The organism is Gordonia paraffinivorans (assembly GCF_900683595.1).
GTDB classification, from domain to species: domain Bacteria; phylum Actinomycetota; class Actinomycetes; order Mycobacteriales; family Mycobacteriaceae; genus Gordonia; species Gordonia paraffinivorans.
Window position 1 is genome coordinate 474,345 of record NZ_CAACYD010000005.1, and the last position, 24,613, is coordinate 498,957.

Annotated in this window: 23 protein-coding genes; 1 reads left to right on the forward strand and 22 read right to left on the reverse strand. The window is 70.5% G+C overall.

Features of this window, described 5'->3' with window-relative positions; translation table 11 throughout:
• Nucleotides 1-67: 67 nt before the first annotated feature.
• The 14 genes from coaBC to E1P53_RS04355 form a co-directional block, all read right to left on the reverse strand.
• Complete coding sequence (gene coaBC / locus E1P53_RS04290) at nucleotides 68-1,327, reverse strand: bifunctional phosphopantothenoylcysteine decarboxylase/phosphopantothenate--cysteine ligase CoaBC (protein ID WP_131733565.1); 1,260 nt, start codon at nucleotides 1,325-1,327, stop codon at nucleotides 68-70.
• A gap of 10 nt (nucleotides 1,328-1,337) precedes the next feature.
• Nucleotides 1,338-1,637, reverse strand: coding sequence for a DNA-directed RNA polymerase subunit omega (gene rpoZ, locus E1P53_RS04295; protein ID WP_006902234.1), 300 nt, complete (start codon nucleotides 1,635-1,637; stop codon nucleotides 1,338-1,340).
• A gap of 64 nt (nucleotides 1,638-1,701) precedes the next feature.
• Nucleotides 1,702-2,304 (reverse strand): guanylate kinase, encoded by a 603-nt coding sequence (gene gmk / locus E1P53_RS04300; RefSeq protein WP_181954813.1) that lies wholly within the window; start codon nucleotides 2,302-2,304, stop codon nucleotides 1,702-1,704.
• Complete coding sequence (gene mihF / locus E1P53_RS04305; RefSeq protein WP_006902231.1) at nucleotides 2,301-2,615, reverse strand: integration host factor, actinobacterial type; 315 nt, start codon at nucleotides 2,613-2,615, stop codon at nucleotides 2,301-2,303. Before mihF ends, gmk begins: the two co-directional genes overlap by 4 nt.
• Before the next feature lie 807 nt (nucleotides 2,616-3,422).
• Nucleotides 3,423-4,265, reverse strand: a complete 843-nt coding sequence (gene pyrF / locus E1P53_RS04310; RefSeq protein WP_131733567.1) for an orotidine-5'-phosphate decarboxylase — start codon at nucleotides 4,263-4,265, stop codon at nucleotides 3,423-3,425.
• Nucleotides 4,262-7,597 carry a carbamoyl-phosphate synthase large subunit gene (gene carB / locus E1P53_RS04315; RefSeq protein ID WP_131733568.1) on the reverse strand — a complete coding sequence of 1,112 codons (3,336 nt, stop codon included), beginning with the start codon at nucleotides 7,595-7,597 and terminating at the stop codon, nucleotides 4,262-4,264. The genes pyrF and carB overlap by 4 nt, the downstream gene beginning before the upstream one ends.
• Entirely contained in the window at nucleotides 7,597-8,766 is a 1,170-nt protein-coding gene (gene carA, locus E1P53_RS04320) for a glutamine-hydrolyzing carbamoyl-phosphate synthase small subunit (protein ID WP_109238428.1), read from the reverse strand. Before carA ends, carB begins: the two co-directional genes overlap by 1 nt.
• Nucleotides 8,763-9,383, reverse strand: a complete 621-nt coding sequence (locus tag E1P53_RS04325; protein ID WP_131733569.1) for a PH-like domain-containing protein — start codon at nucleotides 9,381-9,383, stop codon at nucleotides 8,763-8,765. The genes carA and E1P53_RS04325 overlap by 4 nt, the downstream gene beginning before the upstream one ends.
• Entirely contained in the window at nucleotides 9,380-10,690 is a 1,311-nt protein-coding gene (locus E1P53_RS04330) for a dihydroorotase (RefSeq protein ID WP_131733570.1), read from the reverse strand. Before E1P53_RS04330 ends, E1P53_RS04325 begins: the two co-directional genes overlap by 4 nt.
• A 28-nt stretch (nucleotides 10,691-10,718) precedes the next feature.
• Nucleotides 10,719-11,669, reverse strand: a complete 951-nt coding sequence (locus E1P53_RS04335) for an aspartate carbamoyltransferase catalytic subunit (RefSeq protein ID WP_109238429.1) — start codon at nucleotides 11,667-11,669, stop codon at nucleotides 10,719-10,721.
• The gene (pyrR, locus tag E1P53_RS04340; RefSeq protein ID WP_006902224.1) at nucleotides 11,669-12,253 is read right to left on the reverse strand and encodes a bifunctional pyr operon transcriptional regulator/uracil phosphoribosyltransferase PyrR; all 585 of its coding nucleotides are present in this window, start codon (nucleotides 12,251-12,253) and stop codon (nucleotides 11,669-11,671) included. Before pyrR ends, E1P53_RS04335 begins: the two co-directional genes overlap by 1 nt.
• Nucleotides 12,254-12,458: 205 nt before the next feature.
• The gene (gene nusB / locus E1P53_RS04345) at nucleotides 12,459-12,932 is read right to left on the reverse strand and encodes a transcription antitermination factor NusB (protein WP_006902223.1); all 474 of its coding nucleotides are present in this window, start codon (nucleotides 12,930-12,932) and stop codon (nucleotides 12,459-12,461) included.
• Between the two features lie 3 nt (nucleotides 12,933-12,935).
• On the reverse strand, nucleotides 12,936-13,499 hold the full coding sequence (gene efp / locus E1P53_RS04350) for an elongation factor P (RefSeq protein WP_131733571.1): 564 nt from the start codon (nucleotides 13,497-13,499) through the stop codon (nucleotides 12,936-12,938).
• A 22-nt stretch (nucleotides 13,500-13,521) separates the two neighbouring features.
• The gene (locus E1P53_RS04355; RefSeq protein WP_131733572.1) at nucleotides 13,522-14,640 is read right to left on the reverse strand and encodes a M24 family metallopeptidase; all 1,119 of its coding nucleotides are present in this window, start codon (nucleotides 14,638-14,640) and stop codon (nucleotides 13,522-13,524) included.
• Between the two features lie 85 nt (nucleotides 14,641-14,725).
• Here E1P53_RS04355 and E1P53_RS04360 point away from each other — a divergent pair, with 85 nt between their 5' ends.
• Complete coding sequence (locus E1P53_RS04360) at nucleotides 14,726-15,214, forward strand: B-4DMT family transporter (protein ID WP_040527495.1); 489 nt, start codon at nucleotides 14,726-14,728, stop codon at nucleotides 15,212-15,214.
• A 78-nt stretch (nucleotides 15,215-15,292) separates the two neighbouring features.
• Here the strand turns inward: E1P53_RS04360 and aroB are convergent, their stop codons facing one another.
• The 8 genes from aroB to alaS all read right to left on the reverse strand — a co-directional run bounded on the left by aroB (nucleotide 15,293) and on the right by alaS (nucleotide 24,610).
• The gene (aroB, locus tag E1P53_RS04365) at nucleotides 15,293-16,405 is read right to left on the reverse strand and encodes a 3-dehydroquinate synthase (protein ID WP_006902218.1); all 1,113 of its coding nucleotides are present in this window, start codon (nucleotides 16,403-16,405) and stop codon (nucleotides 15,293-15,295) included.
• 30 nt (nucleotides 16,406-16,435) lie between these two features.
• A complete protein-coding gene (locus tag E1P53_RS04370) occupies nucleotides 16,436-17,002 on the reverse strand; it encodes a shikimate kinase (RefSeq protein WP_131733573.1) in 567 nt (188 codons plus the stop codon).
• Nucleotides 16,999-18,207 (reverse strand): chorismate synthase, encoded by a 1,209-nt coding sequence (gene aroC / locus E1P53_RS04375; RefSeq protein ID WP_040527491.1) that lies wholly within the window; start codon nucleotides 18,205-18,207, stop codon nucleotides 16,999-17,001. Before aroC ends, E1P53_RS04370 begins: the two co-directional genes overlap by 4 nt.
• A 38-nt stretch (nucleotides 18,208-18,245) precedes the next feature.
• Nucleotides 18,246-18,635 carry a prepilin peptidase gene (locus E1P53_RS04380; protein WP_006902215.1) on the reverse strand — a complete coding sequence of 130 codons (390 nt, stop codon included), beginning with the start codon at nucleotides 18,633-18,635 and terminating at the stop codon, nucleotides 18,246-18,248.
• A gap of 63 nt (nucleotides 18,636-18,698) precedes the next feature.
• On the reverse strand, nucleotides 18,699-19,553 hold the full coding sequence (locus E1P53_RS04385; protein ID WP_006902214.1) for a shikimate dehydrogenase: 855 nt from the start codon (nucleotides 19,551-19,553) through the stop codon (nucleotides 18,699-18,701).
• Nucleotides 19,550-21,448 (reverse strand): endolytic transglycosylase MltG, encoded by a 1,899-nt coding sequence (gene mltG, locus E1P53_RS04390; protein WP_131733574.1) that lies wholly within the window; start codon nucleotides 21,446-21,448, stop codon nucleotides 19,550-19,552. The genes E1P53_RS04385 and mltG overlap by 4 nt, the downstream gene beginning before the upstream one ends.
• Nucleotides 21,435-21,899: a Holliday junction resolvase RuvX gene (gene ruvX / locus E1P53_RS04395; protein WP_006899082.1), complete on the reverse strand. Its 465-nt coding sequence runs from the start codon at nucleotides 21,897-21,899 to the stop codon at nucleotides 21,435-21,437. The genes mltG and ruvX overlap by 14 nt, the downstream gene beginning before the upstream one ends.
• The gene (gene alaS, locus E1P53_RS04400; RefSeq protein ID WP_131733575.1) at nucleotides 21,899-24,610 is read right to left on the reverse strand and encodes an alanine--tRNA ligase; all 2,712 of its coding nucleotides are present in this window, start codon (nucleotides 24,608-24,610) and stop codon (nucleotides 21,899-21,901) included. Before alaS ends, ruvX begins: the two co-directional genes overlap by 1 nt.
• Between the last annotated feature and the right edge of the window lie 3 nt (nucleotides 24,611-24,613).

The following is a 24,613-nucleotide window of genomic DNA, read 5'->3' on the forward strand; positions in this document are numbered from 1 at the left end:
AAGCAGGCCGTCGATGGCCGTTGGAGTTCACACCAAACTACACGCGTGGTCGGTCACGGCGTGCTGCTCAGGCTCCCCGACTATCAGGCACCAGTCGGCGCACTTCGTCAAGTATTCGGCTCGACATGAGTGTTTTCGATCCGTAGGGCAGCGCGGTCTCGGCACCCTCGGCCGACAGCAGCCATCCGGTGTTGTCCTCGGTTCCGAAGGCCTTGCCCTCGCCGACGGCGTTGACGACCAGCAGGTCGCAACCCTTGCGCTTGAGCTTCGCCCGCCCGTGGTCGAGAACCCCGCCGGTCTCGTCGCCGGTCTCGGCGGCGAACCCGACGATGACGGTCTCCCCGGGGATCCGGCCCTCGTCACGGGCCTCGACGAGCCCGCGCAGGATGTCGGGGTTGGTGGTCAGTTCGATCGGGGCCGGTCCGGCGTCGCCCTTCTTGATCTTGGCGTCGGCGACGCTCACCGGCCGGAAGTCGGCGACCGCGGCGGCCATGATCACCACGTCGGCGTGGGCGGCGCGCGTCGTCATCTCCTCGGCGAGCTCGCGCGCGGTGGCGATGCGGACGATCTCCACCCCCGCCGGATCACCCGGGTCGGCGGTCGAGCCGGCGACGACGGTGACGCTCGCACCCCGCTGCGCGGCGGCCCGGGCGAGGGCGAAGCCCTGCTTGCCCGACGAGTGATTGCCCAGGTAACGGACCGGATCGAGGGGTTCGCGCGTGCCGCCGGCGCTGATCAGCACGCGGACGCCGGCCAGGTCGTACGGCAGCGAGTCGGGGCGGTCGAGGAGCAGTTCGCCGATGAGGGCGATCTCCTGCGGGTCGGGCAGTCGGCCACGGCCGGAGTCGGTGCCGGTGAGGCGCCCCGACGCCGGGGTCATCACGGTTGCACCGTGCGAGCGGAGGGTCGCGACGTTGGCCTGCGTGGCCGGGTGCTCCCACATCTCGGTGTGCATGGCGGGCACGAACAGCACCGGACATCGCACCGTGAGCAGCGATGCGGTCAGCAGGTCGTCGGCGCGCCCCTGAGCAGCACGCGCCATCAGGTCCGCGGTGGCCGGTGCGATGACGACGAGGTCGGCACCCTGGCCCAGGCGGACGTGGGCGACCTCGTCGACGTCGTCGAAGACGGAGGTGGTCACCGGATGACCGCTGAGCGCCTCGAAGGTCGCCTTGCCGACGAACTCGAGCGCGGCAGGTGTGGGGACGACGCGGACCTCGTGCCCAGCCTCGGTGAAGTGGCGGATCACCGAGCACACCTTGTACGCCGCGATGCCTCCGCCGACGCCGATGAGAATCCGGCGCCGTGTCTTGGTCGGCTTGGTCATCCCGCCGTGACTACTCGCCCTCGGTGTGCTCGAGCAGGTCGGCGTGGATCTCGCGCAGTGCGATCGACAGCGGCTTCTCGTGCAGGCCCGGCTCGACCAGCGGACCGACGTACTCGAGGATGCCGTCGCCGAGCTGGTTGTAGTAGTCGTTGATCTGCCGTGCGCGCTTGGCGGCGAAGATGACCAGCGCGTACTTCGACGACGCGCGCTCGAGCAGCTCGTCGATCGGCGGGTTGGTGATGCCCAGCGGCGTGTCATAGGCCGGCGCGTCGGCGATCTCGGTGTAGTCGAAGTTGGTCGGTGCGGTCACACGAACTCCTGCGTAGAGGTCTGGATGTCGAAGGCATCGATCATCTGATGCCGTGAGGGGCCGGTCAGGTCGCGGGCGCGGTGGGCTGCTCAGGTCCGACCAGCAAGGATACCAACTCGGAGACCGCCCGGTCGACTTCGCTGTTCACGATGACGTGGTCGAACTCGTCACGCGCGGCCATCTCGACCTCGGCGGTGGCCAGGCGGCGCTCGATCGCTTCCGGCGTCTCGGTGCCCCGGCCGCGCAAGCGCGCGACCAGTTCGTCCCAGCTGGGCGGCGCGAGGAAGACGGTGGTGGCCTCGGGCAGGCGCTTCACGACGTTGCGCGCGCCGACCAGATCGACCTCCACGAGGACCGGCCTGCCGGCGTCCAGCGCGTCGAGGACCGGCTTCAGCGGGGTCCCGGACCGTTGCAGGCCGCCGTGGATGTCGGCCCATTCGAGCAGCTCGTCGCCGGCGATCATCTTGTCGAAGTCCTCGCGGCTGACGAAGTGGTAATCGCGGCCGTCGACCTCACCGGGACGCGGGTCGCGGGTGGTCGCCGAGACGCTGAAGAACAGGTCCGGGATCGCATCGCACACCTTCGCGACGACGGTGGACTTGCCGACGGCCGAGGGGCCGACCAAAACGATCAGTCGGCCCCTCGTACGTGCAGTGCTCACGTTCAGTTGCTGAACTTCTCGAGCAGGGCCTTGCGCTGACGGTCGCCGAGACCGCGCAGGCGGCGGGTCGGGGCGATCTCCAGTTCGGTCATGATCTCCTGCGCCTTGACCTTGCCGACCTTGGGCAGGGCCTCGAGCAGGGCCGAGACCTTCATCTTGCCCAGGATCTCGTCGTTCTCGGCATCCTTGAGCACCTGCTGGAGATCGGTGCCACCGCGCTTGAGGCGCTCCTTGAGCTCCGCGCGGACACGACGAGCGGCAGCTGCCTTCTCCAACGCAGCGGCGCGCTGCTCGTCAGTCAACTGGGGAAGGGCCACGGGTTCCTCCGTCTTTCGTTCTTGATTGGGACTCTCATCGTCCGCGGTGAGGCGGCCGACGTCTTGTGCCACGCTGGCGATGCTGCGTCGTCTTCGCAACGATGCGGCCGGGTGGGGCACCCGTCCGGCACCGCCGATTGTTGGCGGCGAATGCGACCGTACCCACGTGATCAGGCATTTGCGAGCGCGACCCCCCGGTTTCGCGGTGTTTCGTCGTGTTGTAGTGGGGTTCGGCCCACCTCTGCGCCGGAATCCGACGACGCGCTCGCTTACACCGCCCTGACTACCTGTTTTTCCGAGAATCCGCAGGTCAGGACCGCGCCACGACGGCGAGTGGTCGGTAGCGAGGCGAACGATCGAATCGCGAGTGGTTTCACACCCTGAGACGGGTGTGACTCGAGTGATGTGCGCAGATTTGTTGGGATTCTCATGCGGCGTTCCGCGTGTCGCGGTCCGGAAAGTCCCTGCGGACACCGCAGACGGCCCGGCCGTGGTCCCCGGCTCCCCTTACGGGGCTTCGGACCACGAGCACTGTTGGGGGCGGATGGAGGTCGATCCGGTGCGGGTGAGCCGATGGAGTGGCCGGCGGAGCGTCTGGATGAGCACGGCGAGATCGCGGCGCGCGAGAAGGTCGGGATTGCCTGGCGGCCGGTCCTCCGACGCGTACACGTCGGCCCCTGAGAATCGGTCACTCGCCGGGACCCCTCGCGTCTGCGTCGATCGTCGACAGTGACACTTTCATGCAGCGGGTCTTCCGTATGACGTTGTGCCCGGGTTCCGGGCACAACGTCATACCGATCAGACCGATCAGACGTCCGAGCGCCCCAGCGCGGCCTCGACCTCGTCGCGGGTACGCGCGAACGCCTCGCGCAGCGCGGCGACGTCGGGCCCGGCGCGCAGCACTCCGCGTGAGCTCGCGGGCAGCACCCATGCCGGGTCGGCGCCGGCGAACACCGTGCGGAGGTCGTCGGCGGTCGCGCCCTGGGCGCCCAGCCCGGGCGCCAGGATCGGTCCGTTCAGGGCGGCCAGATCCAGCCCGTGTTCTCGCGTCGCGCCCACCACGAGCCCGACGGTCGCGGTGCCGTCGGCGTTCTCCGCGGCCGCGGCGTCGACGATGGACTGGGCCACCGACCGCTCCCCCGCTCGCGCCTGCTGGACGTCGCTGCCCTCCGGGTTGGACGTCCGGGCGAGCACGAACACGCCCCGCCCGCCCTCACGGGCGAGGTCGAGGGCCGGACGCAGCGACTCGTACCCGAGGTAGGGCGAGGCGGTCACCGAGTCGGCGCACAGCGGCGACGTGTCGGACAGCCACGCCTGCGCGTAGGCGGCCATCGTCGAACCGATGTCGCCGCGCTTGGCGTCGGCGATGACCACCGCACCGGCCTCGCGGCACCCGGCGATGACGCGCTCGAGCACCGCGAAGCCCGCGGCGCCGTACGGCTCGAAGAACGCCACCTGCGGCTTGATCACCGCAGCGACCGGGGCCAGCGCCTCCACGCAGATGTCGGCGAAACGCGACAGGCCCTCCACCGTGGCGGGCAGCCCCCAGTCGGCCAGGAGGCTCGCATGCGGGTCGATGCCGGCGCACAGGCGCCCGCGTTCGGCGGTCACCCGCCGGTAGCGGGCGCCGAACGACCCGGACCCGCTCACGACAGGCCGGCCAGGTCCGCGTGGCGTCCCTGGATCGACCGCACCCGGATGTCGCCGCTGATGGCGGCCTCGATGCCCTGCACCGCGGCGCTCGCGCCCTGCACGGTGGTGATGCACGGGATGTTGACCGACACCGCGGCCGACCGGATCTCGTAGCCGTCCACGCGCGGGCCGGAGTTGCCGTACGGGGTGTTGATCACCATCGCGACCTCGCCGGCGCGGATGATGTCGACGATGGTGCGCTCCCCCTCGGCGGCCTCGAAGTGCTTGAGCACCGTCTCACACCGGATGCCGTTGCGGCGCAGCACGTCCGCGGTGCCATCGGTGGCCAGGATGGTGAAACCGAGGTCGGCGAGGTGCTTGACCGGGAAGATCAGCGCGCGCTTGTCCTTGTTGGCCACCGACACGAAGATCGAACCGCTCGTCGGCAGCGACCCGTAGGCCGCGGTCTGCGACTTGGCGAAGGCACGACCGAAATCGGAGTCGATGCCCATGACCTCGCCGGTCGACTTCATCTCCGGGCTCAGCAGGTTGTCGACGCCGCTGCCGTCGTGGCGGCGGAACCGGTTGAACGGCAGCACCGCCTCCTTGACCGAGATCGGCGCGGTCGACGGCGCCTCGCCGCCGTCGCCGGTCTTCGGCAGGATGCCCTGCGCGCGCAGGTCGGCGATCGACGAGCCGAGCATCACCCGGGCACACGCCTTGGCCAGCGGCACCGCGGTGGACTTGGACACGAACGGCACGGTCCGGCTCGCACGCGGGTTGGCCTCGAGGACGTAGAGGATGTCGTCCTTGAGCGCGTACTGGACGTTGAGCAGGCCCTTCACCCCGATGCCCTTGGCGAGCGCCTCGGTGGAACGGCGCACCATCTCCAGGTCGGCACGGCCGAGGGTGACCGGCGGCAGCGCACAGGCGGAGTCGCCGGAGTGGATGCCGGCCTCCTCGATGTGCTCCATGACGCCGCCGATGAAGACCTCGTCGCCGTCGCACAGGGCGTCGACGTCGATCTCCACCGCATCCTCCAGGAATCGGTCGACCAGCACCGGGTGGTCGGGGGTCAGCTCGGTCGCGCGGGAGATGTAGTCCTCGAGGGACTTCTCGTCGTAGACGATCTCCATGCCGCGGCCGCCGAGCACGTACGACGGGCGCACCAGCACCGGGTAACCGATGCGGGCCGCGGTGTCGCGGGCCTCCTCGAAGCTGGTGGCGGTGCCGAACGCCGGCGCGGGCAGGCCCGCCGCGTTGAGCACCTTGCCGAACTCGCCGCGGTCCTCGGCCAGGTCGATCGCCGCCGGGCTGGTGCCGACGATCGGGACGCCGGCCTCTTCCAGGCGATGGGCCAGGCCGAGCGGGGTCTGACCGCCGAGCTGCACGATGACGCCGGCGACGGCGCCCGACTGCGATTCGGCGTGATAGACCTCGAGGACGTCCTCGAAGGTCAGCGGCTCGAAGTACAGGCGATCGGCGGTGTCGTAGTCGGTGGAGACCGTCTCCGGGTTGCAGTTGACCATCACGGTCTCGTAGCCGGCCTCGCTCAACGTGAGCGCGGCGTGGACGCACGAGTAGTCGAACTCGATGCCCTGACCGATGCGGTTGGGGCCCGAACCCAGGATCAGCACCTTCGGACGGTCGGGCTGCGGGGCGATCTCGCTGGTCGCTGCCGGATCGATCTCGTAGGTCGAGTAGTGGTACGGCGTCTTCGCCTCGAACTCGGCCGCACAGGTGTCGACGGTCTTGTACACCGGGCGCACGCCCAGCGACAGCCGATGGGCGCGCACCGCCGCCTCGTCGGCGAAGTCCGAACGCAGCGCGGCGATCTGGCGGTCGGAGAAACCGGTGGACTTCGCCTCGCGCAGCAGCGCCTCGTCGAGGACCTCGGCGTCGCGGATCTTCGCGCCCAGCTCACCGATGCCGGCGATCTCGGCGAGGAACCACGGGTCGATCGCGGTGGCCTCGTAGACCTGCTCGATCGTCGCGCCCGCCTCGAAGGCCAGCATCAGCTTGTACAGGCGCCCGTCCTTGGGCGTCTTGATCTCCTCGAGGAGCGCGGCCAGGTCGAGGGTCTTCGGGTCGGGCCGGTTGGGCTCGGTCCAGAAGCCGGCGGCCTTGGTCTCCAGCGAGCGCATGACCTTGCCGAGGGCCTCGGCGAAGCTGCGGCCCAGGCTCATCGCCTCGCCGACCGACTTCATCGTGGTGGTGAGGGTGTCGTCGGCGCCGGGGAACTTCTCGAACGCGAACCGCGGGGCCTTGACCACGACGTAGTCGAGCGTCGGCTCGAAACAGGCCGGGGTCTCCTTGGTGATGTCGTTGACGATCTCGTCGAGGCTGTAGCCGATGGCCAGCTTCGCGGCGATCTTCGCGATCGGGAAGCCGGTGGCCTTCGACGCCAGCGCCGAGGAGCGCGACACACGCGGGTTCATCTCGATGACGACGAGGCGGCCGTCCCTCGGGTCCTGCGCGAACTGGATGTTGCAGCCGCCGGTGTCGACGCCGACCTCGCGCAGGATCGCGATCGACAGGTCGCGCATGCGCTGGTACTCGCGGTCGGTGAGGGTCATCGCCGGGGCGACGGTCACCGAGTCGCCGGTGTGGACGCCGACCGGGTCGACGTTCTCGATCGAGCAGACCACCACGACGTTGTCGCGGTTGTCGCGCATGAGCTCGAGCTCGTATTCCTTCCAACCGAGGATCGACTCCTCGATGAGGACGTTGGCGGTCGGCGACGCGGCCAGGCCGCCGCCGGCGATCCGCTCGAGGTCGGCGTCGTCGTAGGCCATGCCCGAGCCGAGGCCGCCCATGGTGAACGACGGGCGCACGACCACCGGGAAGCCGAGCTCGGCGACGGTCTCGCGGACCTCGTCCATGGTGTGGCAGACGCGGGAGCGGGCGCTCTCGCCGCCGACCTTCTCGACGATGTCCTTGAACATCTGGCGGTCCTCGCCGCGCTGGATGGCGTCGAAGTCGGCGCCGATCAGCTCGATGCCGTACTTCTCCAGCGAGCCGCGGTCGTGCAGCGCGACCGCGGCGTTGAGCGCGGTCTGGCCGCCGAGGGTCGCGAGCACCGCGTCGATCGGATGGCCGGCGTCACGCTCGGTCTCGATGACCTTCTCGATGAACTCCGGGGTGATCGGCTCGATGTAGGTGGCGTCGGCGAACTCCGGGTCGGTCATGATCGTGGCCGGGTTGGAGTTCACCAGCGACACGCGCAGGCCCTCGGACTTGAGGACCCGGCAGGCCTGGGTGCCGGAGTAGTCGAACTCGCAGGCCTGGCCGATGACGATCGGTCCGGAACCGATGACCAGTACGTGATTGATGTCTTGGCGGCGCGGCATCAGGCCTTGGCTCCTTGCGCACGGTCACCCTCGAGCAGGGTGACGAATTTGTCGAACAGGTACGCGGCGTCGTGGGGTCCGGCCGCCGCCTCCGGGTGGTACTGGACGGAGAACGCGCGCCCGGAGAGCAGCTCGACGCCCTCCACGGTGCCGTCGTTGGCGCAGACGTGGCTGACCCGTGCGCGGCCGAAGTCGGAGTCGAACTCCTCCCCCGCCTCGCCCTCGAGCGCGAAGCCGTGGTTCTGCGCGGTGATCGAGACCTTGCCGGTGGCATGGTCGACGACCGGGATGTTGATGCCCCGGTGCCCGAACTTCATCTTGTAGGTGCCGCGGCCGAGGGCCCGGCCCAGGATCTGGTTGCCGAAGCAGATGCCGAACAGCGGCAGGTTCTCGCCGAGCACCGCCCGGGTGAGCTCCACGACGTCGTCGGCGGTGGCCGGGTCGCCCGGGCCGTTGGACAGGAACACCCCGTCGGGCCTGAGGTCGGTGATGGCGTCGAGGGCGACCGTCGCCGGCAGCACGTGGGTGCGCACGCCGCGCTCGGCGAACATGCGCGGGGTGTTCGTCTTGATGCCCAGGTCGATGGCCGCGACGGTGAACCGGTGATCGCCGATCGGGTCGACGACGTAACCGGTGTCGGTGGTGACCTCGGTGGCCAGGCGCGCCCCCTTCATGTCCGGCTGGTTACGCACCCGCGACAGCAGCTCGTCGGTGTCGGCGAGCGCGTCGCCGGAGAAGATGCCGGCCTTCATCGACCCGTGGTCGCGCAGGATGCGGACGACGGTTCGGGTGTCGATCCCGGCGATGCCGACGATGCCCTGGCGGACGAGCTCGTCCTCCAGCGACGTCGTCGCACGCCAGTTGGAGACGCGTCGGGTGGGGTTGCGCACCGCGTAACCCGCCACCCAGATCTTCCCGGAGTCGCCGTCGACCCCGGTGCTGCCCGCGCTTCCGGTGCTCTCGCCGTCCTCGGTGTTCCAGCCGGTGTTGCCGATCTGCGGCGCGGTGGCCACGACGATCTGCCGGTGGTAACTCGGGTCGGTCAGGGTCTCCTGGTAGCCGGTCATCGCGGTGCAGAACACCGCTTCGCCGAGGGTCTCGCCTGTCGCGCCGAAGCTCCGGCCGGTGAACACCTGGCCGTTCTCCAGCACCAAGACCGCTGTGTTCATTCCTGTGTCCCCTGTCCACTGTCATGCTGCCCGGCAAAGGCGTCCACCCAGCCGGGATAGATCGTTTTGTCATCGGCGCGCAGCCCGCTGTCGATCGCGGTGCCGGTCGGCAGGACCCACCGGATCACCAGCAGTCCGTCGGCGCTCATGACCTTGCCTGCGAGTCCGCGTGCGGTGCGCACCTCGGTGATCGACTCGCGCGGAATCCAGATGTCGCTCGCACCCTGGCGGGCGATCAGGACACCGCTCGCGAACTCGGTGATGGTCGCGTTCGCGCGGTCGGATATGTCGCCGACCACGACGCGGTCCTGCCAGCTCGGCGCGACCGTGCTGCCCACGTAGAGACCCGTGTCCGGTCCGCGCAGCTCCTCGCCCGGGTCGGCCGGGACCGCCGGCAGCTCGCCGATGAGCTCGGCCTGCGCCGCCGCCTTGGTCTTCGGGCCCCGGATGAGCAGGTAGAACATCGCGAGCAGTCCGAAGAGGATGAGCAGGCAGACGCCGATGAACCAGGCGTTGAAGACGACCTTGCCGTAACCGAGCACGGTGGCGATCACCGAGGCGACCACGAGTACGACGAGGACGCCCGAGACCACCCCGCGCCGGGGCGCGCTGCTCATCTGGTCACCTGGCCCTCGCGTGTCGTGACGACGCCGCGCAGCACGGTCGCGGTGACCGCGGCCGGCATCGTCATGTCCTCGTAGGGGGTGTTCCGCGAGAGGCTGGCCAGCTCGTCGCCGTGCACCACCCAGGAGGCGTCCGGGTCGACGACGGCGAGGTTGCCCGGTTCGCCGACCGCGATCGGACGGCCCTGATCGGTCAGCTCGACGATCTGCGCGGGCCGTTCGCTCATCACCCGCGCCACCCCGCGCCAGTCGAGCAGACCCGGCTTGACCAGCGTCTCGACGACGATGGGCAGGGCGGTCTGCAGCCCGAGCATGCCCGGCTTGGCCTGGGCGAACTCGCAGCACTTCTCCTGGGAGGCGTGCGGGGCGTGGTCGGTGGCGACGCAGTCGACGACGCCCTCGGCGAGCGCCCGGCGCAGGGCCTGGGTGTCGCGGACCTCGCGCAGGGGCGGGTTCACCTTGTTGACCGGGTCGTAGGTCTCGAGACGCGAGTCGTCGAGGAGCAGGTGGTGCGGGGTCACCTCGGCGGTGATCGAGATCCCCTGTTCCTTGGCCCAGCGCAACAGCTCGACGGTGCCCTCGGTCGAGGCGTGGCAGATGTGGACGCGCGCACCGGCGTCGCGGGCGAGCAGGGCGTCGCGGATGACGATCGACTCCTCGGCGGCGCGCGGCCAGCCGGGCAGGCCGAGCCGGGACGCGGTGGGGCCCTCGTTGGCGACGGCGCCCACGGTCAGCCGGGGCTCCTCGGCGTGCTGCGCGATGAGCACCCCGAGTCCCTTCGCGTACTCGAGCGCGCGGCGCATCAGCAGCGGGTCGTGGACGCATTTGCCGTCGTCGCTGAACATGCGCACCCCGGCCGCGCCGGCGTTCATCATGCCCATCTCGGCGAGTTGCTTGCCCTCGAGCCCGACGGTGACCGCGCCCACCGGGTGGACGTCGACGATGCCGATCTCGCGGCCGGTGCGCCACACGTTGTCGGTGACGGTCGAGTTGTCGGCGACCGGGTTGGTGTTGGCCATCGCGAACACCGCGGTGTAGCCGCCGAGCGCGGCCGCCTCCGAGCCGGTGCGGATGGTCTCGGTGTCCTCGCGGCCGGGTTCGCGCAGGTGGGTGTGCAGGTCGACGAAGCCCGGCAGGAGCACCCCGCCCTTGCCGTCGATGCGCTCAGCCCCGTCGGGGGCGGTGAGTCCGGCGCCGATCTCGGTGATGGTCCCGTCGACGACGAGCAGGTCGACCGGGTCGCCCTCGCCGTAGGGGCGGACATCGCTGATCAGGACGGAGCCGGTTGCCGCGGCGGTCACTGGAATACTCCTGACGTGCTGGTGGTGATCACAGGTGGCCTCCCGCCGAGTCGGACCCGACGAGCAGGCGGAAGAGGACGGCCATGCGGATGTGCACGCCGTTGCGGACCTGTTCGAGGACGGTCGCCTTCGGCGAGTCGGCGACGGAGTAGCCGATCTCCATGCCGCGCAGCATCGGACCCGGGTGCAGGACGACGGCGTGATCGGCGAGCAGCGCGAGGCGGCGGTCGTTGAGCCCGAACCGGACCGAGTACTCGCGGGCGCTCGGGAAGAACCCGCCGTTCATCCGCTCGGCCTGCACGCGCAGCATCATCACCGCGTCGACCGCGGCCAGTTCGGCGTCGAGGTCGCCGGAGACCGTGACCGGCCACTGCTCCACCCCGGCGGGCAGCAGGGTCGGCGGCGCGACGAGCACGACCTCGGCCCCGAGCGTCGAGAGCAGGTACGCGTTGGAGCGGGCGACGCGCGAGTGCACGACGTCGCCGACGATCGCGATGCGGCGCCCCTCGAGCGAGCCGAGCCGCTGACGCAGCGTCAGTGCGTCGAGCAGGGCCTGGGTCGGGTGCTCGTGGGTGCCGTCGCCGGCGTTGATCACCGCCGGGCCGTTGCCCTCGGCGTCGGTGGTCCAGTCGGCGATCTGCGCGGGCGCGCCCGACGCCGGGTGGCGGACGATCAGCGCGTCGGCGCCGGCCGCATGCAGCGTCTTGACGGTGTCGCGCAGCGACTCGCCCTTGTTCACCGAGGAGCTCGAGGCGCTGACGTTGATGACGTCGGCGCTCATCCACTTGCCGGCGACCTCGAAGGACACGCGGGTGCGGGTGGAGTTCTCGTAGAACACCGTCATCACGGTGCGCCCGCGGAGCGTCGGCAGCTTGCGGACCTCACGGCCGGTGAGGGCCTGCTCGAACCGTTCCGCGTCATCGAGCAGGGCGGTCGCGTCGTCGAGGGAGAGATCCTGGGTCGAGAGGAGGTGCCGCATCACTGATCACCCTCGGCCGCAACAGCTTTGGGCGCGGAGTAGAGGACGACCTCGTCGACGCCGTCGTGCTCGGTGAGGTGGACCGAGACCTGCTCGTCGCGGGCGGTCGGGATGTTCTTGCCGACGTAGTCGGCGCGCAGCGGGAGCTCGCGGTGGCCGCGGTCGACGAGGACCGCGAGCTGGACCGCGGCCGGGCGGCCCAGGTCGCGCAGGGCGTCGAGCGCCGCGCGCACGGTGCGTCCGGAGTAGAGGACGTCGTCGACGAGGATGACGATCGCGCCGTCGACTCCCCCGGCCGGGACCATGGTCCGTTCCAGGGGCCGGTGCGGCTTGGCGCGCAGGTCGTCGCGGTAGAGGGTGATGTCGAGGTACCCGACGGGGACGTCGACGCCGGAGAACTCGCTGATCTTGGAACCCAGCCGCTCGGCGAGAGACGTTCCGCGAGTGGGGATTCCGATGAGGACGACGCGTGGCGCGTCGGGTGAGTCCAAGGCTGTCTTCTCGATCACCTGGTGCGCGACACGTGCGATCGTGCGCGACACGTCGGCGGAATCGAGCAGCACCCTGGGGGCGGGGCTGGCCAAAGCCGACCTCCTTCTCCGCCTCACTGGACGGATCGTTAAAGGATGTCTGTCTCGCGTCACTCTACACCGCGCCGCGAGGCAGACGAATTATCGCGACCTGCGCCACAGTCTCGACGCGTCGCGTCGCCCCGGTGCGTTCCGGGGCAGAGAACGATCGGTCCCGGCCGTGAATCCGACCGGGACCGACGCATGGGTTGTTCTCCGACTACTCGGTGTCGTCCGAGGGCCGGGGCTCGGCCGATGCCGCGGCCCGGACCTGCGGGGCGAGCTCGGCGATCTTGGCCAGCACGCCGTTGACGAAGGCCGGCGAATCGTCGGTGGACAGCTCCTTGGCGAGCTCGACCGCCTCGTCGACGACGACGATCGGGTCGACGTCGAGCGAGTTGAACAGCTCCCACGTGGCCAGTCGCATGATGGCGCGGTCGACCGCGGGCAGACGTTCCAGGGTCCACTCCCGCAGGTGGGAGGAGATGACCGCATCGATCTGGGCCTGATCGCCGGCGAGACCCTCGATCACCGTGGCGGTGTAGTCGTGGATCGTGCCGACGCTCTCGTCGGTGCGGACGTACTCACGGCGCTCGGCGACCAGCTGCGCGGGGCTGACCTTCTTGGCCTCGGCCTCGAAGAGCAGGTCCACCGCGCGCCGCCGCGCCTTGTGTCGGGTGCCGGGTTGTTTCACAGGTCAGCTGTTGACGCGGCCGAGGTAGCTGCCGTCGCGCGAGTCGACCTTCAGCGTGTCGCCGGTGTTGATGAACAGCGGCACCTGGATCTCGGCACCGGTCTCGAGGGTGGCGGGCTTGGTGCCGCCGGTCGAACGGTCGCCCTGCAGGCCCGGGTCGGTGTGGGCGACGACCAGCTCGACGGTGACGGGCAGCTCGACGAACAGCGGGGTGCCGTCGTTCAGCGAGACCTGGACGGTCATGTTCTCGAGCAGGAAGCGCGCGCCGTCGCCGACGACCTCGGGCGGCAGCGAGAACTGCTCGTAGTCCTGGCTGTCCATGAACACGTAGTCGGTGCCGTCGTTGTACAGGTAGGTCATGTCGCGACGGTCGACGGTCGCGGTCTCGACCTTGACACCGGCGTTGAAGGTCTTGTCCACGATCTTGCCGCTCAGCACGTTCTTGATCTTGGTGCGGACGAACGCAGGACCCTTGCCGGGCTTGACGTGCTGGAATTCCTGGATCTGCCAGAGCTGGTCGTCCAGGCGCAGCACGAGGCCGTTCTTGAAATCGGCGGTGGTCGCCATGTGGTGTTTCTTCCCTTGCAGTTCAGAGGACGGTGAATGTCTTGTCGGTGGTGGTCAACAGTTCGGGTTCGCCATCGCTGACGACCAGGGTGTCCTCGATTCTGACCCCACCCCATCCGGGTAGGTAGACACCGGGCTCCACGGTGACCGCAGCACCGCAAGGCAGTGTACCCGCCGCGAGTTTGCCGATTCCGGGCGCTTCGTGGATCTGCAGTCCCACGCCGTGTCCGAGTCCGTGGACGTAGTGCTCGCCGTGCCCGGCCGCGTCGATCACGTCGCGGGCGGCGGCGTCGACCGCACGCAGGTCCGCGCCGGGCCGCAGCGCCGCCCGGCCGGCCGCCTGCGCGCGGGCCACGAGCTCGTAGATCTCGCGCTGCCAGTCCGCCGCGCGGCCCAGCACGAAGGTGCGCGTCATGTCGGAGTGGTATCCCCCGACCACCGCGCCGAAGTCGATCTTGACCAGGTCGCCGTCGGCCAGGACCGCTCCGGTGGGCCGGTGGTGCGGGATGGCCGAGTGCGCACCGGCGGCCACGATGGTCTCGAACGCGATGCCGTCGGCCCCGAGGCGGTACATGGCGAACTCGAGCGCGCGCGCCGCCTCCCGCTCGGTCGTGCCCGCGCGCAGCACGCCGTCGGCGATGATCTGGGCGAGGGCGGCGTCGCCGATCGCACAGGCCGCCCGGATGAGCGCGACCTCACCGGCGTCCTTCACCTCGCGCAACCCCTGCACGACGCCGGTGAGCCCGACGAGTTCGACCGGCGCGCCGTCGACCGACTTCTCCAGCGCCCGGAGCGAGGCGACGGTCACGGCGTCGGCCTCGAAGCCCACGCGGCCGGCACCGGCCGTGCGGGCCCGCTCCAGCAGCGCCGGGACGCAGGCGCGCTCGATGACCGCCTCGAGGTCGGGGACCTGGGCGGCGACCTGGGTGAGGTACCGCCCGTCGGTGGCGATCCGGTCGCCGACGGGGTCCTCGGCGTCGATGAGGACCGCGGCGTTGGAGCCGGTGAAGCCCGTCAGGTATCGGACGTTGACCAGGTCGGAGACGATGAACGCCGACACCGGGCCACCGGCGTCGGACCGCTCGCGCAGAAGGTTTCGCAGCCGGTCGCGTCGGCCGGCCGTGTCATGGATGATCGGCACGATGACAACGCTACGGCGCCGACTCGCCGGGCGCCGAATCGACGTTCCCTCCACCGATCCGTGACGCATCAGTAATATGGCGCGCATGTCTTCGTGGTTGGTGCGCGGTGTCACATTCACCGCTGTTCACGTCCTGGCCCGCATCCTGCTCGGTGTGGCGGTGGTCGAGGCCCCGCTCCACTCGACGGTGTGGCGCACCATCGCGATCGCGGTGGTCGTGCTGATCGCGCTGGTCTGGGGTGGTTATGACGGTATCCGGGATGCCCGGGCCAACCCCGATCCCGACGACTACGAGGACCTGACGGTCCGCTGGCTCAAGGCCGGCCTGCTCGCCGGTGTGGTCTCCGGGCTGATCTGCTGGATCCTCGGCTCCACGGTGCTCGCCGGGATCGGGCAGGCGAGCTTCTTCGTCGAGCTCATCGCGGGCGCGTCGTTCACCGCCCTGCTGGTGTTCGTGCCGGCGTTCGTCGGTGCCGCGATCGGTCGCTGGCTGATCCGCCGCGAGCAGAACAAGAACGCCCCCGAGGACGACTGGTCGGTCCACACCGATCATCACGCCGAGGCCGCCCAGTAGGACCCGCCCCCCACGACCGAGACGACAGAACCCCCACCGCCGCGAGGCCGTGGGGGTTCTGTCGTCTGCCGAGGTCTGCTACAGCAGGACCGAGCCGCTCTTCGGCGGCTCGCCCGCGACCGCGGAGTAGGCGGCGGCCATCAGGCCGGGGTCCGGGCCCTCGAGACGTCCCGGCTTGGCCAGGCCGTCGAGGACGACGAAGCGAAGCACGCCGGAGCGGTTCTTCTTGTCGCCGGCCATGCCCTCGAGGAGGTCGCCGAAGGCATCGGGGTCATATGTCGTGGGCAGGCCCACCAGTTCCAGGATCGACTTGTGCCGGTCGGCGGTGGCGTCGTCGAGACGACCCGCCAGCCGCGCGAGCTCCGCGGCGAACACCAGGCCCACCGACACCGCGGCGCCGTGACGCCACCGGTAGCGCTCACGGCGCTCGATGGCGTGGCCGAGGGTGTGGCCGTAGTTCAGGATCTCGCGCAGCGAGGACTCCTTCAGGTCGGCCGACACCACGTCGGCCTTGACCTGGACCGACCGTCGGATCAGGTCCGGCAGGACCGGGCTGGTCGGGTCGAGCGCCGCCTGCGGATCGGCCTCGATGATGTCGAGGATCGTCGGATCGGCGATGAAACCGGTCTTGATGACCTCGGCGAGCCCGGCCACGATCTCGTTGCGCGGCACCGTCTCCAGCGTCCCGATGTCGATGAGCACCGCGTCGGGCTCGTGGAAGGAGCCGACGAGGTTCTTGCCCGCCTCGGTGTTGATGCCGGTCTTGCCGCCGACCGCGGCGTCGACCATCGCCAGCAGCGTGGTCGGGATGTGGATGACGCCGATGCCGCGCATCCAGGTCGCCGCCACGAAGCCGGCGAGGTCGGTGGCGGCACCGCCGCCGAGGCTGATCACCTTGTCGTTGCGCTTGAGGCCGATCCGGCCGAAGACCTCCCAGCAGAAGGCGGCGACCGACAGGTCCTTGCCCGCCTCGGCGTCGGGGATCTCGATGCGGTGGGCGTCGAATCCCTTGTCGGCGAGGAACTCCCGGATCTGCTCTGCGGTCTTGGCCAGCGGCGGCTGGTACAGGATCGCGATCCGGTCGGCGCCGGTCGCGGCCTCGGCGACCTCGCCGAGCAGCCCGCGTCCGATCGTCACGTCGTACGGCGCACCCGCGTTGACGCGGATCGCGACGGGTTCGGTGTCGGTCATGTTGTGGTCCTCACGTTGTTGTCGGGGTCCTCACGCCTCTGGGGTGGTCACGTCGAGTTCGCGCGCGAGTTCGGAGACGATCGCGTCGGCGATGGCCTCGGGCTCGGCGTCCGCGTCGACCTCCAGGGTGCACACCGACGAGTAGATGTCGGTGCGTTCGGCGAGCAGCTCGGCGTACCGGGCGGCCGGGTCGGCCGTGGCCAGCAGCGGCCGGTCGGTGCCCGAGACGCGTTCGAAGCCGCGGTCGGGGCTGACGCGCAGGTAGACCACGCGGTGGCCCGACAACGCGTCGCGCACGCCCGGGGTGGTCACCGCGCCGCCGCCGAGCGAGACGACTCCGCCGTGGTGTTCGAGGACGTCGGTCACGACGTTCTCCTCGATCGTCCGGAACCCGTCCACGCCGTCGGTTTCGAAGATCTCCGGGATCGACCGGCCGGTGCGCCGGACGAGTTCGACGTCGGTGTCCACGAAGTCGACGTCCAGGCGGTCGGCGAGCAGCCGCCCGACGGTCGACTTGCCGGCACCCATGAAGCCGATCAGGACGGCGGCCGGCCGCTTGCCGGCGGTCGGCCGGGTGGGGGTCGGCGAACCGGTCATGGGCGCGGCGGACGCGCGCTGATGGCCGTCCGGTAGGCGGCGACGTTCGCGGCGGTCTCGGCGACCGAGTCGCCGCCGAACTTCTCCAGCGCGGCCTGCGCGACGACGAGCGCGACCATCGCCTCGGCGACCACGCCGGCCGCGGGCACGGCGCACACGTCCGAACGCTGGTGGATGGCGCTGGCCGTCTCCCCTGTCGTCATGTCGACGGTCGACAGGGCGCGCGGCACCGTCGAGATCGGCTTCATCGCGATGCGGACGCGCAGGTCCTCGCCGTTGGTCATGCCGCCCTCGAGACCACCGGCGCGGTTGGTGGAGCGCAGGACGCCGTCGGGTCCGGGGACCATCTCGTCGTGGGCCTCACTGCCTCGGCGACGCGCGGTGGTGAAGCCGTCGCCGACCTCGACGCCCTTGATGGCCTGGATGCCCATGAGCGCACCGGCCAGACGCGCGTCGAGGCGGGTCTCGCCGCTGACGTGCGAACCGAGGCCGACGGGCACGCCGGTCGCGACGATCTCCACGACGCCGCCGAGGGTGTCGCCGTCCTTCTTGGCGGCCTCGATCTCAGCGATCATCGACTTCTCGGCGTCGGCGTCGAAGGCGCGGACCGGGCTGGCGTCGATGGCCTCGAGATCGGAATAGCGCGGGGCGGGGCCGACGTACGGGTCGCTGGCGCCGATGGAGATCACGTGCGAGAGCACCTCGATGCCGAGGACCTGGCGCAGGAAGTTTCGGGCGACGGTGCCGGCGGCGACGCGGGCCGCGGTCTCGCGCGCGCTGGCGCGTTCGAGGACCGGACGGGCGTCGTCGAAGCCGTACTTGAGCATGCCGGAGTAGTCGGCGTGTCCCGGGCGCGGTCGGGTCAGGGGCGCGTTGCGCGCGCTGCCCTCGAGTTCGGCGGGATCGACCGGGTCGGCCGCCATGACGGTCTCCCACTTGGGCCACTCGGTGTTGCCGATCTCGATCGCGACCGGGCCGCCCATGGTGCGACCGTGCCGGATGCCGCCGATCACGGTCACCTTGTCGGCCTCGAACTTCATGCGGGCGCCCCGGCCGTAGCCGAGGCGGCGGCGGGCGAGCTGTTCGCCGATGTCGGTCGAGGTCACCTCGACCCCGGCGATCATGCCCTCGACGATGGCGACCAGGGCGGGTCCGTGGGATTCTCCGGCAGTTATCCAGCGCAGCACGGTTCTCAATTGTTCCATGCGCCCCATCCCGGCCCGACAGTGCGTCTCGCCGGGCCTCACCCCAACGGATCGGACACCGCGATCAGCGCCAGCGCGAGTGCCGGGGCGTGCGGTTGGCCGCGTCGGGACCGACGCGCGGCCAGTGCCGCCACCAGCGCCAGCAGGGCCGCTGCGGCGACCATGACCAGTGCGGCGTCCCAGCGCGTCGCCAGTCCCCCGCACACGTACGCGAGTTTGACGTCGCCGCCGCCACACGTGCCCGCGCGGAAGGCGTGCAGGTAGGGCGCGGACGCGGCGCAGGCGGCGAGGAGCACCGGCGGTTCGGCCGCCCCCATCGCCGTGACCGCGACGATCGGCGGCCAGACGAGAGCGTTCGGTATCCGGCGCGTGCGCAGGTCTCCGACGGAGACGACGACCAGCCAGGAAAGGATCGCGAGCTCGGACATCCGCCGAGCATCACGCGCTCACCACCCGATCGCGGTGAGTGCGTCCACAGCCGGATCGCGACGTCAGCCGTTGGGGATGAGCACCTTGCGCATCGCCTCCCGCGGTGCCGGGAGCCCGGTGAACAGTTCGACCTGCCGGAAGGCCTGGTGCAGGAGCATGACCAGGCCGCCGATCACCGTCCCGCCGGCCGCGGTCACGACCTCGGCGAGCGGGGTGGGCCAGGGGTCGTAGATCACGTCGACGACCTTGCCCGCATGCGCCAGCGCAGGCGCCACGGCTGCGGCGGCGGGCGCGGGAACGGTCGACACCACGACCGCAGCCTCGCGTGCGCGCCGTTCGATGTCCGAACCGGCCTCGAAACCGACGAACTCGCGGGCGACGCCGAGGCGGTCGCAGAGGTCGAGCGTGTCGGCGGCGCGGCCCTCGTCGCGGGCGACGATCGCGATCTTCTCGATGCCCGCCCCGGCCAGCGCCATGATGGTCGGCCGCGCGGTCCCGCCGGCGCCGACGACGACCGCCTCGGGCGCCGCTCCCCCGGCGAGATCGGCGTCGACGCCGAGTTCGGCGAGGGCGCCGGTCATCCCGTCGATGTCGGTGCAGTCGGCGTGCCAGCCGTCATCGATCCGGACCAGGGTGTTGGCCGAGCCGACCAGCTCGGCCCGCTCGGTCCGATCCGTCGCGAACCGCAGGGCCGCCACCTTGTTCGGCATCGTCACCGAGAAGCCGATGAAGGCCGGATCGGCGTCGGACACGATCTGCGGCAACTGATCTGCCGTGCACTCGATCCGGTCGTAGGACCAGTCGTCGAGCCCGAGGGCGCGGTAGGCCGCCAGATGCACGGCCGGCGACTTCGAGTGGGCGATCGGGGAACCGAGGACCGCCGCGCGGCGTCCGCCGCCGTGGGGTGAGACGCTCACTGGCACCCCGTGGACACGAGCTTGTTGTCGCAGGCCTCTTCCCGGTTGCGCTTGTGCTCCTCGAAGGTGTCGGCGAACCGGGTGGTGCCCGCGGTGTCGACGGTCACGAAGTACAGCCAGCGTCCGGGTGCCGGGTCGAGCATGGCCTCGAGTGCCGGCATCCCCACCGACGCGATCGGCGTGGGCGGAAGTCCCTTGTACCGGTAGGTGTTCCACTCGGTGTCGGCCTTGTAGGCGTCGCCGTGCACATCGATGTTGGTCACGTCGGCGGTGTAGTTCTGCGTGGAGTCCATCTCCAGCTTCTGGTCGCGATCGAGGCGGTTGCGGATGACCCGTGCCACCTTCGGCGCGTCTTCCTCGTGGCGGACCTCGCGCTCGACGATCGACGCGGCGACGAGGGTCTCGTACGGCTGGAGTCCGGAGTTGTTCTTGTCGAGCAGTCCCCAGCTCTCGAACATCGTGGCGCTCTTGGCGATCATGTCGTGCAGGATCTGCACGGGCGAGTCCTGCGGCTCGACCCGCTCCCACGTGGCGGGGGCGATGAGGCCCTCGATGCGGCGGTGGTCGCCGGTCATCGACTCGACGGCCTCCTTCGCCCACGACGGCACCCCGAGCTCCTCGGGCGTCGAGTTCGCCGCGGCCTCCTCGAGCTGGGTGACGGTGACCCCCTCCGACCGCCCGTTGACGTCGACCGTGGTCGCGTCCTGGATGCGCTGGAAGATGCCCGGCGTCACCTTGCCGTCGATGCCGGTCTTGGAGTCGAGCTGCAGGCCCGGCGGCACCACCACCCGGCCGACGCGATGCGTCGCGCTCTCGTCGGTGAGCATCTCCACCGCGGTCGACGCCGGGATCTGGGTGCGCAGCTTGTAGATGCCGCCCGAGATCGGCCGGCCGTCGGCCGCATCCACGAACGCCCGGACACTGCCGACCACGTCGGCGTCGACGAGGATTCGACCGAAGTCGGCGAGGGTGGAGTTGTCCGGGATGTCGACGATCACATCGGAGGTCCCGGCGGCGTTGGTGTAGTCCTTGCGGGAGTCGAACACGCCCAGCGTCTTCAGGCCGAAGTAGCCGATGCCGCCGACGAGGGCGAGCATGAAGACGACCGCCACGGCGACCACGGCGCGCCGCTGCTTCTGCTTCTCGCGGCTGCGACGCCGCGGGCGACGCGGGGCGGCCGGCTCCTCGACGTCGTCGACGCCGGGCCACCAGCCGTCGTCCTCGCCGGGATCGTGGAGGGCCCGCACCTCGGTGTCCGTGCGGGCCGCGCGCAGGCGCCGGGGTTGCGCCGAACTCGGCTCGGGCACCTCGACGTCCCGGAAGTCGTCGGCGTCGCGCGGATCGTCGACACGCCGATCCGGGGCGGGTGCCGGTCTCCGTTCGACGATGAAGTCGGTGTCGGTCTCCGCCTCGGCGACCGGACGGTCCTCGCGCGGCGGCACCGGACGCCGGGGCGGTGACTGCCGCTCCGCCGGGCGCGATGCATGCGGCTCGGCCGGCTGCGGCGGCTGCGGCTCGGCCGGGCGCGACGCCCGGGGAGTCGTCCGCGCCTCGGTCTGCCCGTCAGCCGCCGGCGGGACCGGCCGCGTCCGCGGCTGCTGCGGGATCTGGCCGCCCGGAGGGATGCGAACCGGGGTCGCGCGCTGTCCGGGCGGGGTCGCCGGCGTGAGACCGGGAATCGGGCCGGTCGTCCCCGGCGCCTGCGCCGAACGCCGCCGGCGGTGCCGAGTGTGCGGGGTCCCCTCGGCGGGTTGGGTGAAGTACCGCAGACGCTCGGGGTCCATGCCCTCGGCACGGCGTCCCTGGTCGCGATGTCGTGTGCGACGCCGTTCGTCGGTCACCGCAGGCTCTCCTCCAGACTCGGTCGAGGGGTCGTCGGACTCACCGTCGCGCATCCAGCCATCCCTGAAGAATAGCGACCGCCGCCGCCTGGTCGATGACGCCGCGCGAGGACTTCACCGACCGTCCGCTGGCGTGCAGCGCCTGTTGTGCGGTCACGGTGGTGAAACGCTCGTCCTGCCAGTGCACCTCGACGGGAGCGATGCGTTCGGCCAACCGCTCCCCGAACCCGCGGGCGGTCTCGGCGGCGACGCCGGCGGTGTTCTTGAGGGTCTTCGGCAGGCCGACGACCACGCCGATCGCCTCGTACTCGTCGACGAGTTCGGCGATCCGCTCGAGATCGGCCGTCCCCGAAGGGGTTCGGCGCACCGTCTCCACCGGGGTGGCGAGGATTCCATCGGGATCGCACACCGCGACCCCGATCCGCACGCTGCCGACGTCGATGCCGAGCCGACGGCCGCGCGGCAGGCGCGGACGCTGGTCGTGCCCGTGGGCCTCCGGGGGCATCAGCCGACGAACTCGCGGATGCGTCGCAGCGCGGCGTCGATGCCGCCCGGATCGGTGCCGGCGCCCTGCGCCAGGTCGGGCTTGCCGCCGCCGCGTCCGCCGACGATCGGGGCGACCTCCTTGACCAGGTCGCCGGCCTTGATGCCGGCGTCGCGGGCGCCGGCGGTGGTGGCGATCACGAAGGGCACCTTGGCATCCGCGCCCTCGCCGCTGGGCGAGAACAGCGCGATGACGGCCTGCCGGTCGGCGATCTTGCCGCGCAGGTCGGTCGCGATCGAGCGCAATCCGTTGGCGTCCAGACCCGGCACGCGTCCCTCGACGACCAGCGTCGAGCCGACCGTCGTGGCGTTGTCGAGCAGACCCGACACCGCGGCCTGCGCCTGCTCGGCGCGCACCCGGGCCAGTTCCTTCTCGGCCTCGCGGAGCTTGGTGACGAGCTGCTCGACGCGGCCGGGCACCTCCTCGGAGGGCACCTTCAGCGACGACGACAGGGCGGCGAGCAGCGCCCGCTCCTTGGACAGGAAGCGGAACGAGTCCATGCCCACGTAGGCCTCGACGCGGCGGACGCCCGAGCCGACCGACGACTCGCCGATGACCGTGATCGGACCGATCTGCGCCGACGACGCGACGTGCGTGCCGCCACACAGCTCCATCGAGAAGGGGCCGCCGATCTCGACGACGCGCACGACGTCGCCGTAGTTTTCGCCGAACAGCGCCAGCGCACCCATCGCCTTGGCCTCGGCCAGCCCGGTCTCGAAGGTGTTGACCTGGTAGTTCGCCTCGACCGCGGCGTTGGAGATCTCCTCGATCTCGCGACGCTGCGACTCGGTCAGCGGGCCGTTGGCGTGGAAGTCGAAGCGCAGGTAACCGGGCCGATTCAGCGAGCCGGCCTGCGTGGCGTTCGGGCCGAGCACCTCGCGCAGGGCGGCGTGCACCATGTGGGTGCCCGAGTGGCCCTGGGTGGCGCCGTGACGCCAGGCGGTGTCGACGGCGGCGAGGACCTCGTCGCCCTCCTCGATCTCGCCTTCCTCGACGCGGACCTTGTGCAGCCAGACCGACTTGCCGACCTTCTGCACGTCGGTGACGGCAAGGCGCACACCGGAACTGGTGGTGATGGTGCCCACGTCGGCCATCTGGCCGCCCGATTCGGCGTAGAGCGGGGTGCGGTCGAGGACCACGGTGAGCTCCTGGCCGGCCGCTGCGGCGGGGATTCGGTTGCCGTCGGCGACGAGTCCGAGCACCTTGGCCTCGGACACGAGCTCCTCGAAGCCGGTGAACTCGGTGGGACCGCGATCGAGGAACTCGCGGTAGACGCTCAGGTCGGCGTGGCCGGTCTTGCGCGCATTGGCGTCGGCCTTGGCCCGCTGCTTCTGCTCGGCCATGAGGGCGCTGAAGCCCTCCTGGTCGACCTCGAGCCCGGCCTCGGCGGCCATCTCGAGGGTCAGGTCGATCGGGAAGCCGTAGGTGTCGTGCAGCGTGAAGGCGTCGCTGCCCGAGATGGTCTTGCGCGACGACTTCTTGGTGGCCGCGGCGGCGTCGGCGAACAACTTGGAACCGGCCGCGAGGGTCTTGGCGAAGGAGCTCTCCTCCCCGACCGCGACGTCGACGATGTGCGCGCGCTCGGCGTCGAGCTCGGGGTAGGACGGCGCCATCAGGTCGATGACCTTGCCGATGATCGCGCCCATGGTCGGCTGGTTGTCGCCGGCGCCGATCCGATCCGGCCCGCTCGCTTCGCTCCCGGCGCCGAGCAGTCGCATGGACCGCACGACCCGGCGCAGCAACCGGCGCAGGACGTAGCCGCGGCCGTCGTTGCCGGGCAGCACGCCGTCGCCGATGAGCATCGCCGAGGTGCGGGCGTGGTCGGCGATGACGCGGAAACGGACGTCGTCGGCGTGCGAGCCGGCGCCGTAACGGCGGCCGGTCAGTTCGGCGGCCAGGTCGATGATCGGCTTGAGCAGGTCGGTCTCGTAGACGTTGTCGACGCCCTGCAGGATGCAGGCGACACGTTCGACGCCCATGCCGGTGTCGATGTTCTTCTTCGGCAGCGGGCCGAGGATCTCGTAGCCGTCCTTCGCGCCGCCCGGTCCGCGGACGTTCTGCATGAACACGAGATTCCAGATCTCGATGTAGCGGTCCTCGTCGGCCTCCGGGCCGCCCTCGACGCCGTACTCGGGGCCGCGGTCGTAGAAGATCTCCGAGCACGGGCCGCACGGGCCGGGCACGCCCATCGACCAGTAGTTGTCCTTCATGCCGCGGCGCTGGATGCGCTCGGCCGGCACGCCGATCTCGTCCCGCCAGATCGCCTCGGCCTCGTCGTCGTCGAGATAGACCGTCGGCCACAGCTTCTCGGGATCGATGCCGTAGCCGCCGTCCTCGAGGCTGTTGGTCAGCAGGGTCCAGGCGAAGTTGATGGCCTCGCGCTTGAAGTAGTCGCCGAACGAGAAGTTGCCCGCCATCTGGAAGAAGGTGTTGTGGCGGGTGGTGATGCCGACCTCGTCGATGTCGAGGGTGCGCACGCACTTCTGGACGCTGGTCGCGCGGGTGAACGGCGGCGTCTGCTCGCCGAGGAAGTACGGCTTGAACGGCACCATGCCGGCGTTGACGAAGAGCAGGTTGGGATCGTCGAGCAGCAGCGAGGCGCTGGGCACCTCGGTGTGGCCGGCCTTGATGAAGTGGTCCAGAAAACGCTTCCGGATTTCATGCGTTTGCACTGT

Excerpts from the sequence above, each read along its gene's own strand:
- coaBC (WP_131733565.1), bottom strand. The coding sequence starts at position 1,327 with ATGACCAAGCCGACCAAGACACGGCGCCGGATTCTCATCGGCGTCGGC.
- carB (WP_131733568.1), bottom strand. The coding sequence starts at position 7,597 with ATGCCGCGCCGCCAAGACATCAATCACGTACTGGTCATCGGTTCCGGA.
- carA (WP_109238428.1), bottom strand. The coding sequence starts at position 8,766 with ATGAACACAGCGGTCTTGGTGCTGGAGAACGGCCAGGTGTTCACCGGC.
- E1P53_RS04325 (WP_131733569.1), bottom strand. The coding sequence starts at position 9,383 with ATGAGCAGCGCGCCCCGGCGCGGGGTGGTCTCGGGCGTCCTCGTCGTA.
- E1P53_RS04335 (WP_109238429.1), bottom strand. The coding sequence starts at position 11,669 with ATGCGGCACCTCCTCTCGACCCAGGATCTCTCCCTCGACGACGCGACC.
- efp (WP_131733571.1), bottom strand. The coding sequence starts at position 13,499 with ATGGCGACCACCGCCGATTTCAAGAACGGCCTCGTGCTGCGCCTGGAC.
- E1P53_RS04360 (WP_040527495.1), top strand. The coding sequence starts at position 14,726 with ATGTCTTCGTGGTTGGTGCGCGGTGTCACATTCACCGCTGTTCACGTC.
- aroB (WP_006902218.1), bottom strand. The coding sequence starts at position 16,405 with ATGACCGACACCGAACCCGTCGCGATCCGCGTCAACGCGGGTGCGCCG.
- E1P53_RS04370 (WP_131733573.1), bottom strand. The coding sequence starts at position 17,002 with ATGACCGGTTCGCCGACCCCCACCCGGCCGACCGCCGGCAAGCGGCCG.
- aroC (WP_040527491.1), bottom strand. The coding sequence starts at position 18,207 with ATGGAACAATTGAGAACCGTGCTGCGCTGGATAACTGCCGGAGAATCC.
- E1P53_RS04380 (WP_006902215.1), bottom strand. The coding sequence starts at position 18,635 with ATGTCCGAGCTCGCGATCCTTTCCTGGCTGGTCGTCGTCTCCGTCGGA.
- mltG (WP_131733574.1), bottom strand. The coding sequence starts at position 21,448 with ATGCGCGACGGTGAGTCCGACGACCCCTCGACCGAGTCTGGAGGAGAG.
- ruvX (WP_006899082.1), bottom strand. The coding sequence starts at position 21,899 with ATGCCCCCGGAGGCCCACGGGCACGACCAGCGTCCGCGCCTGCCGCGC.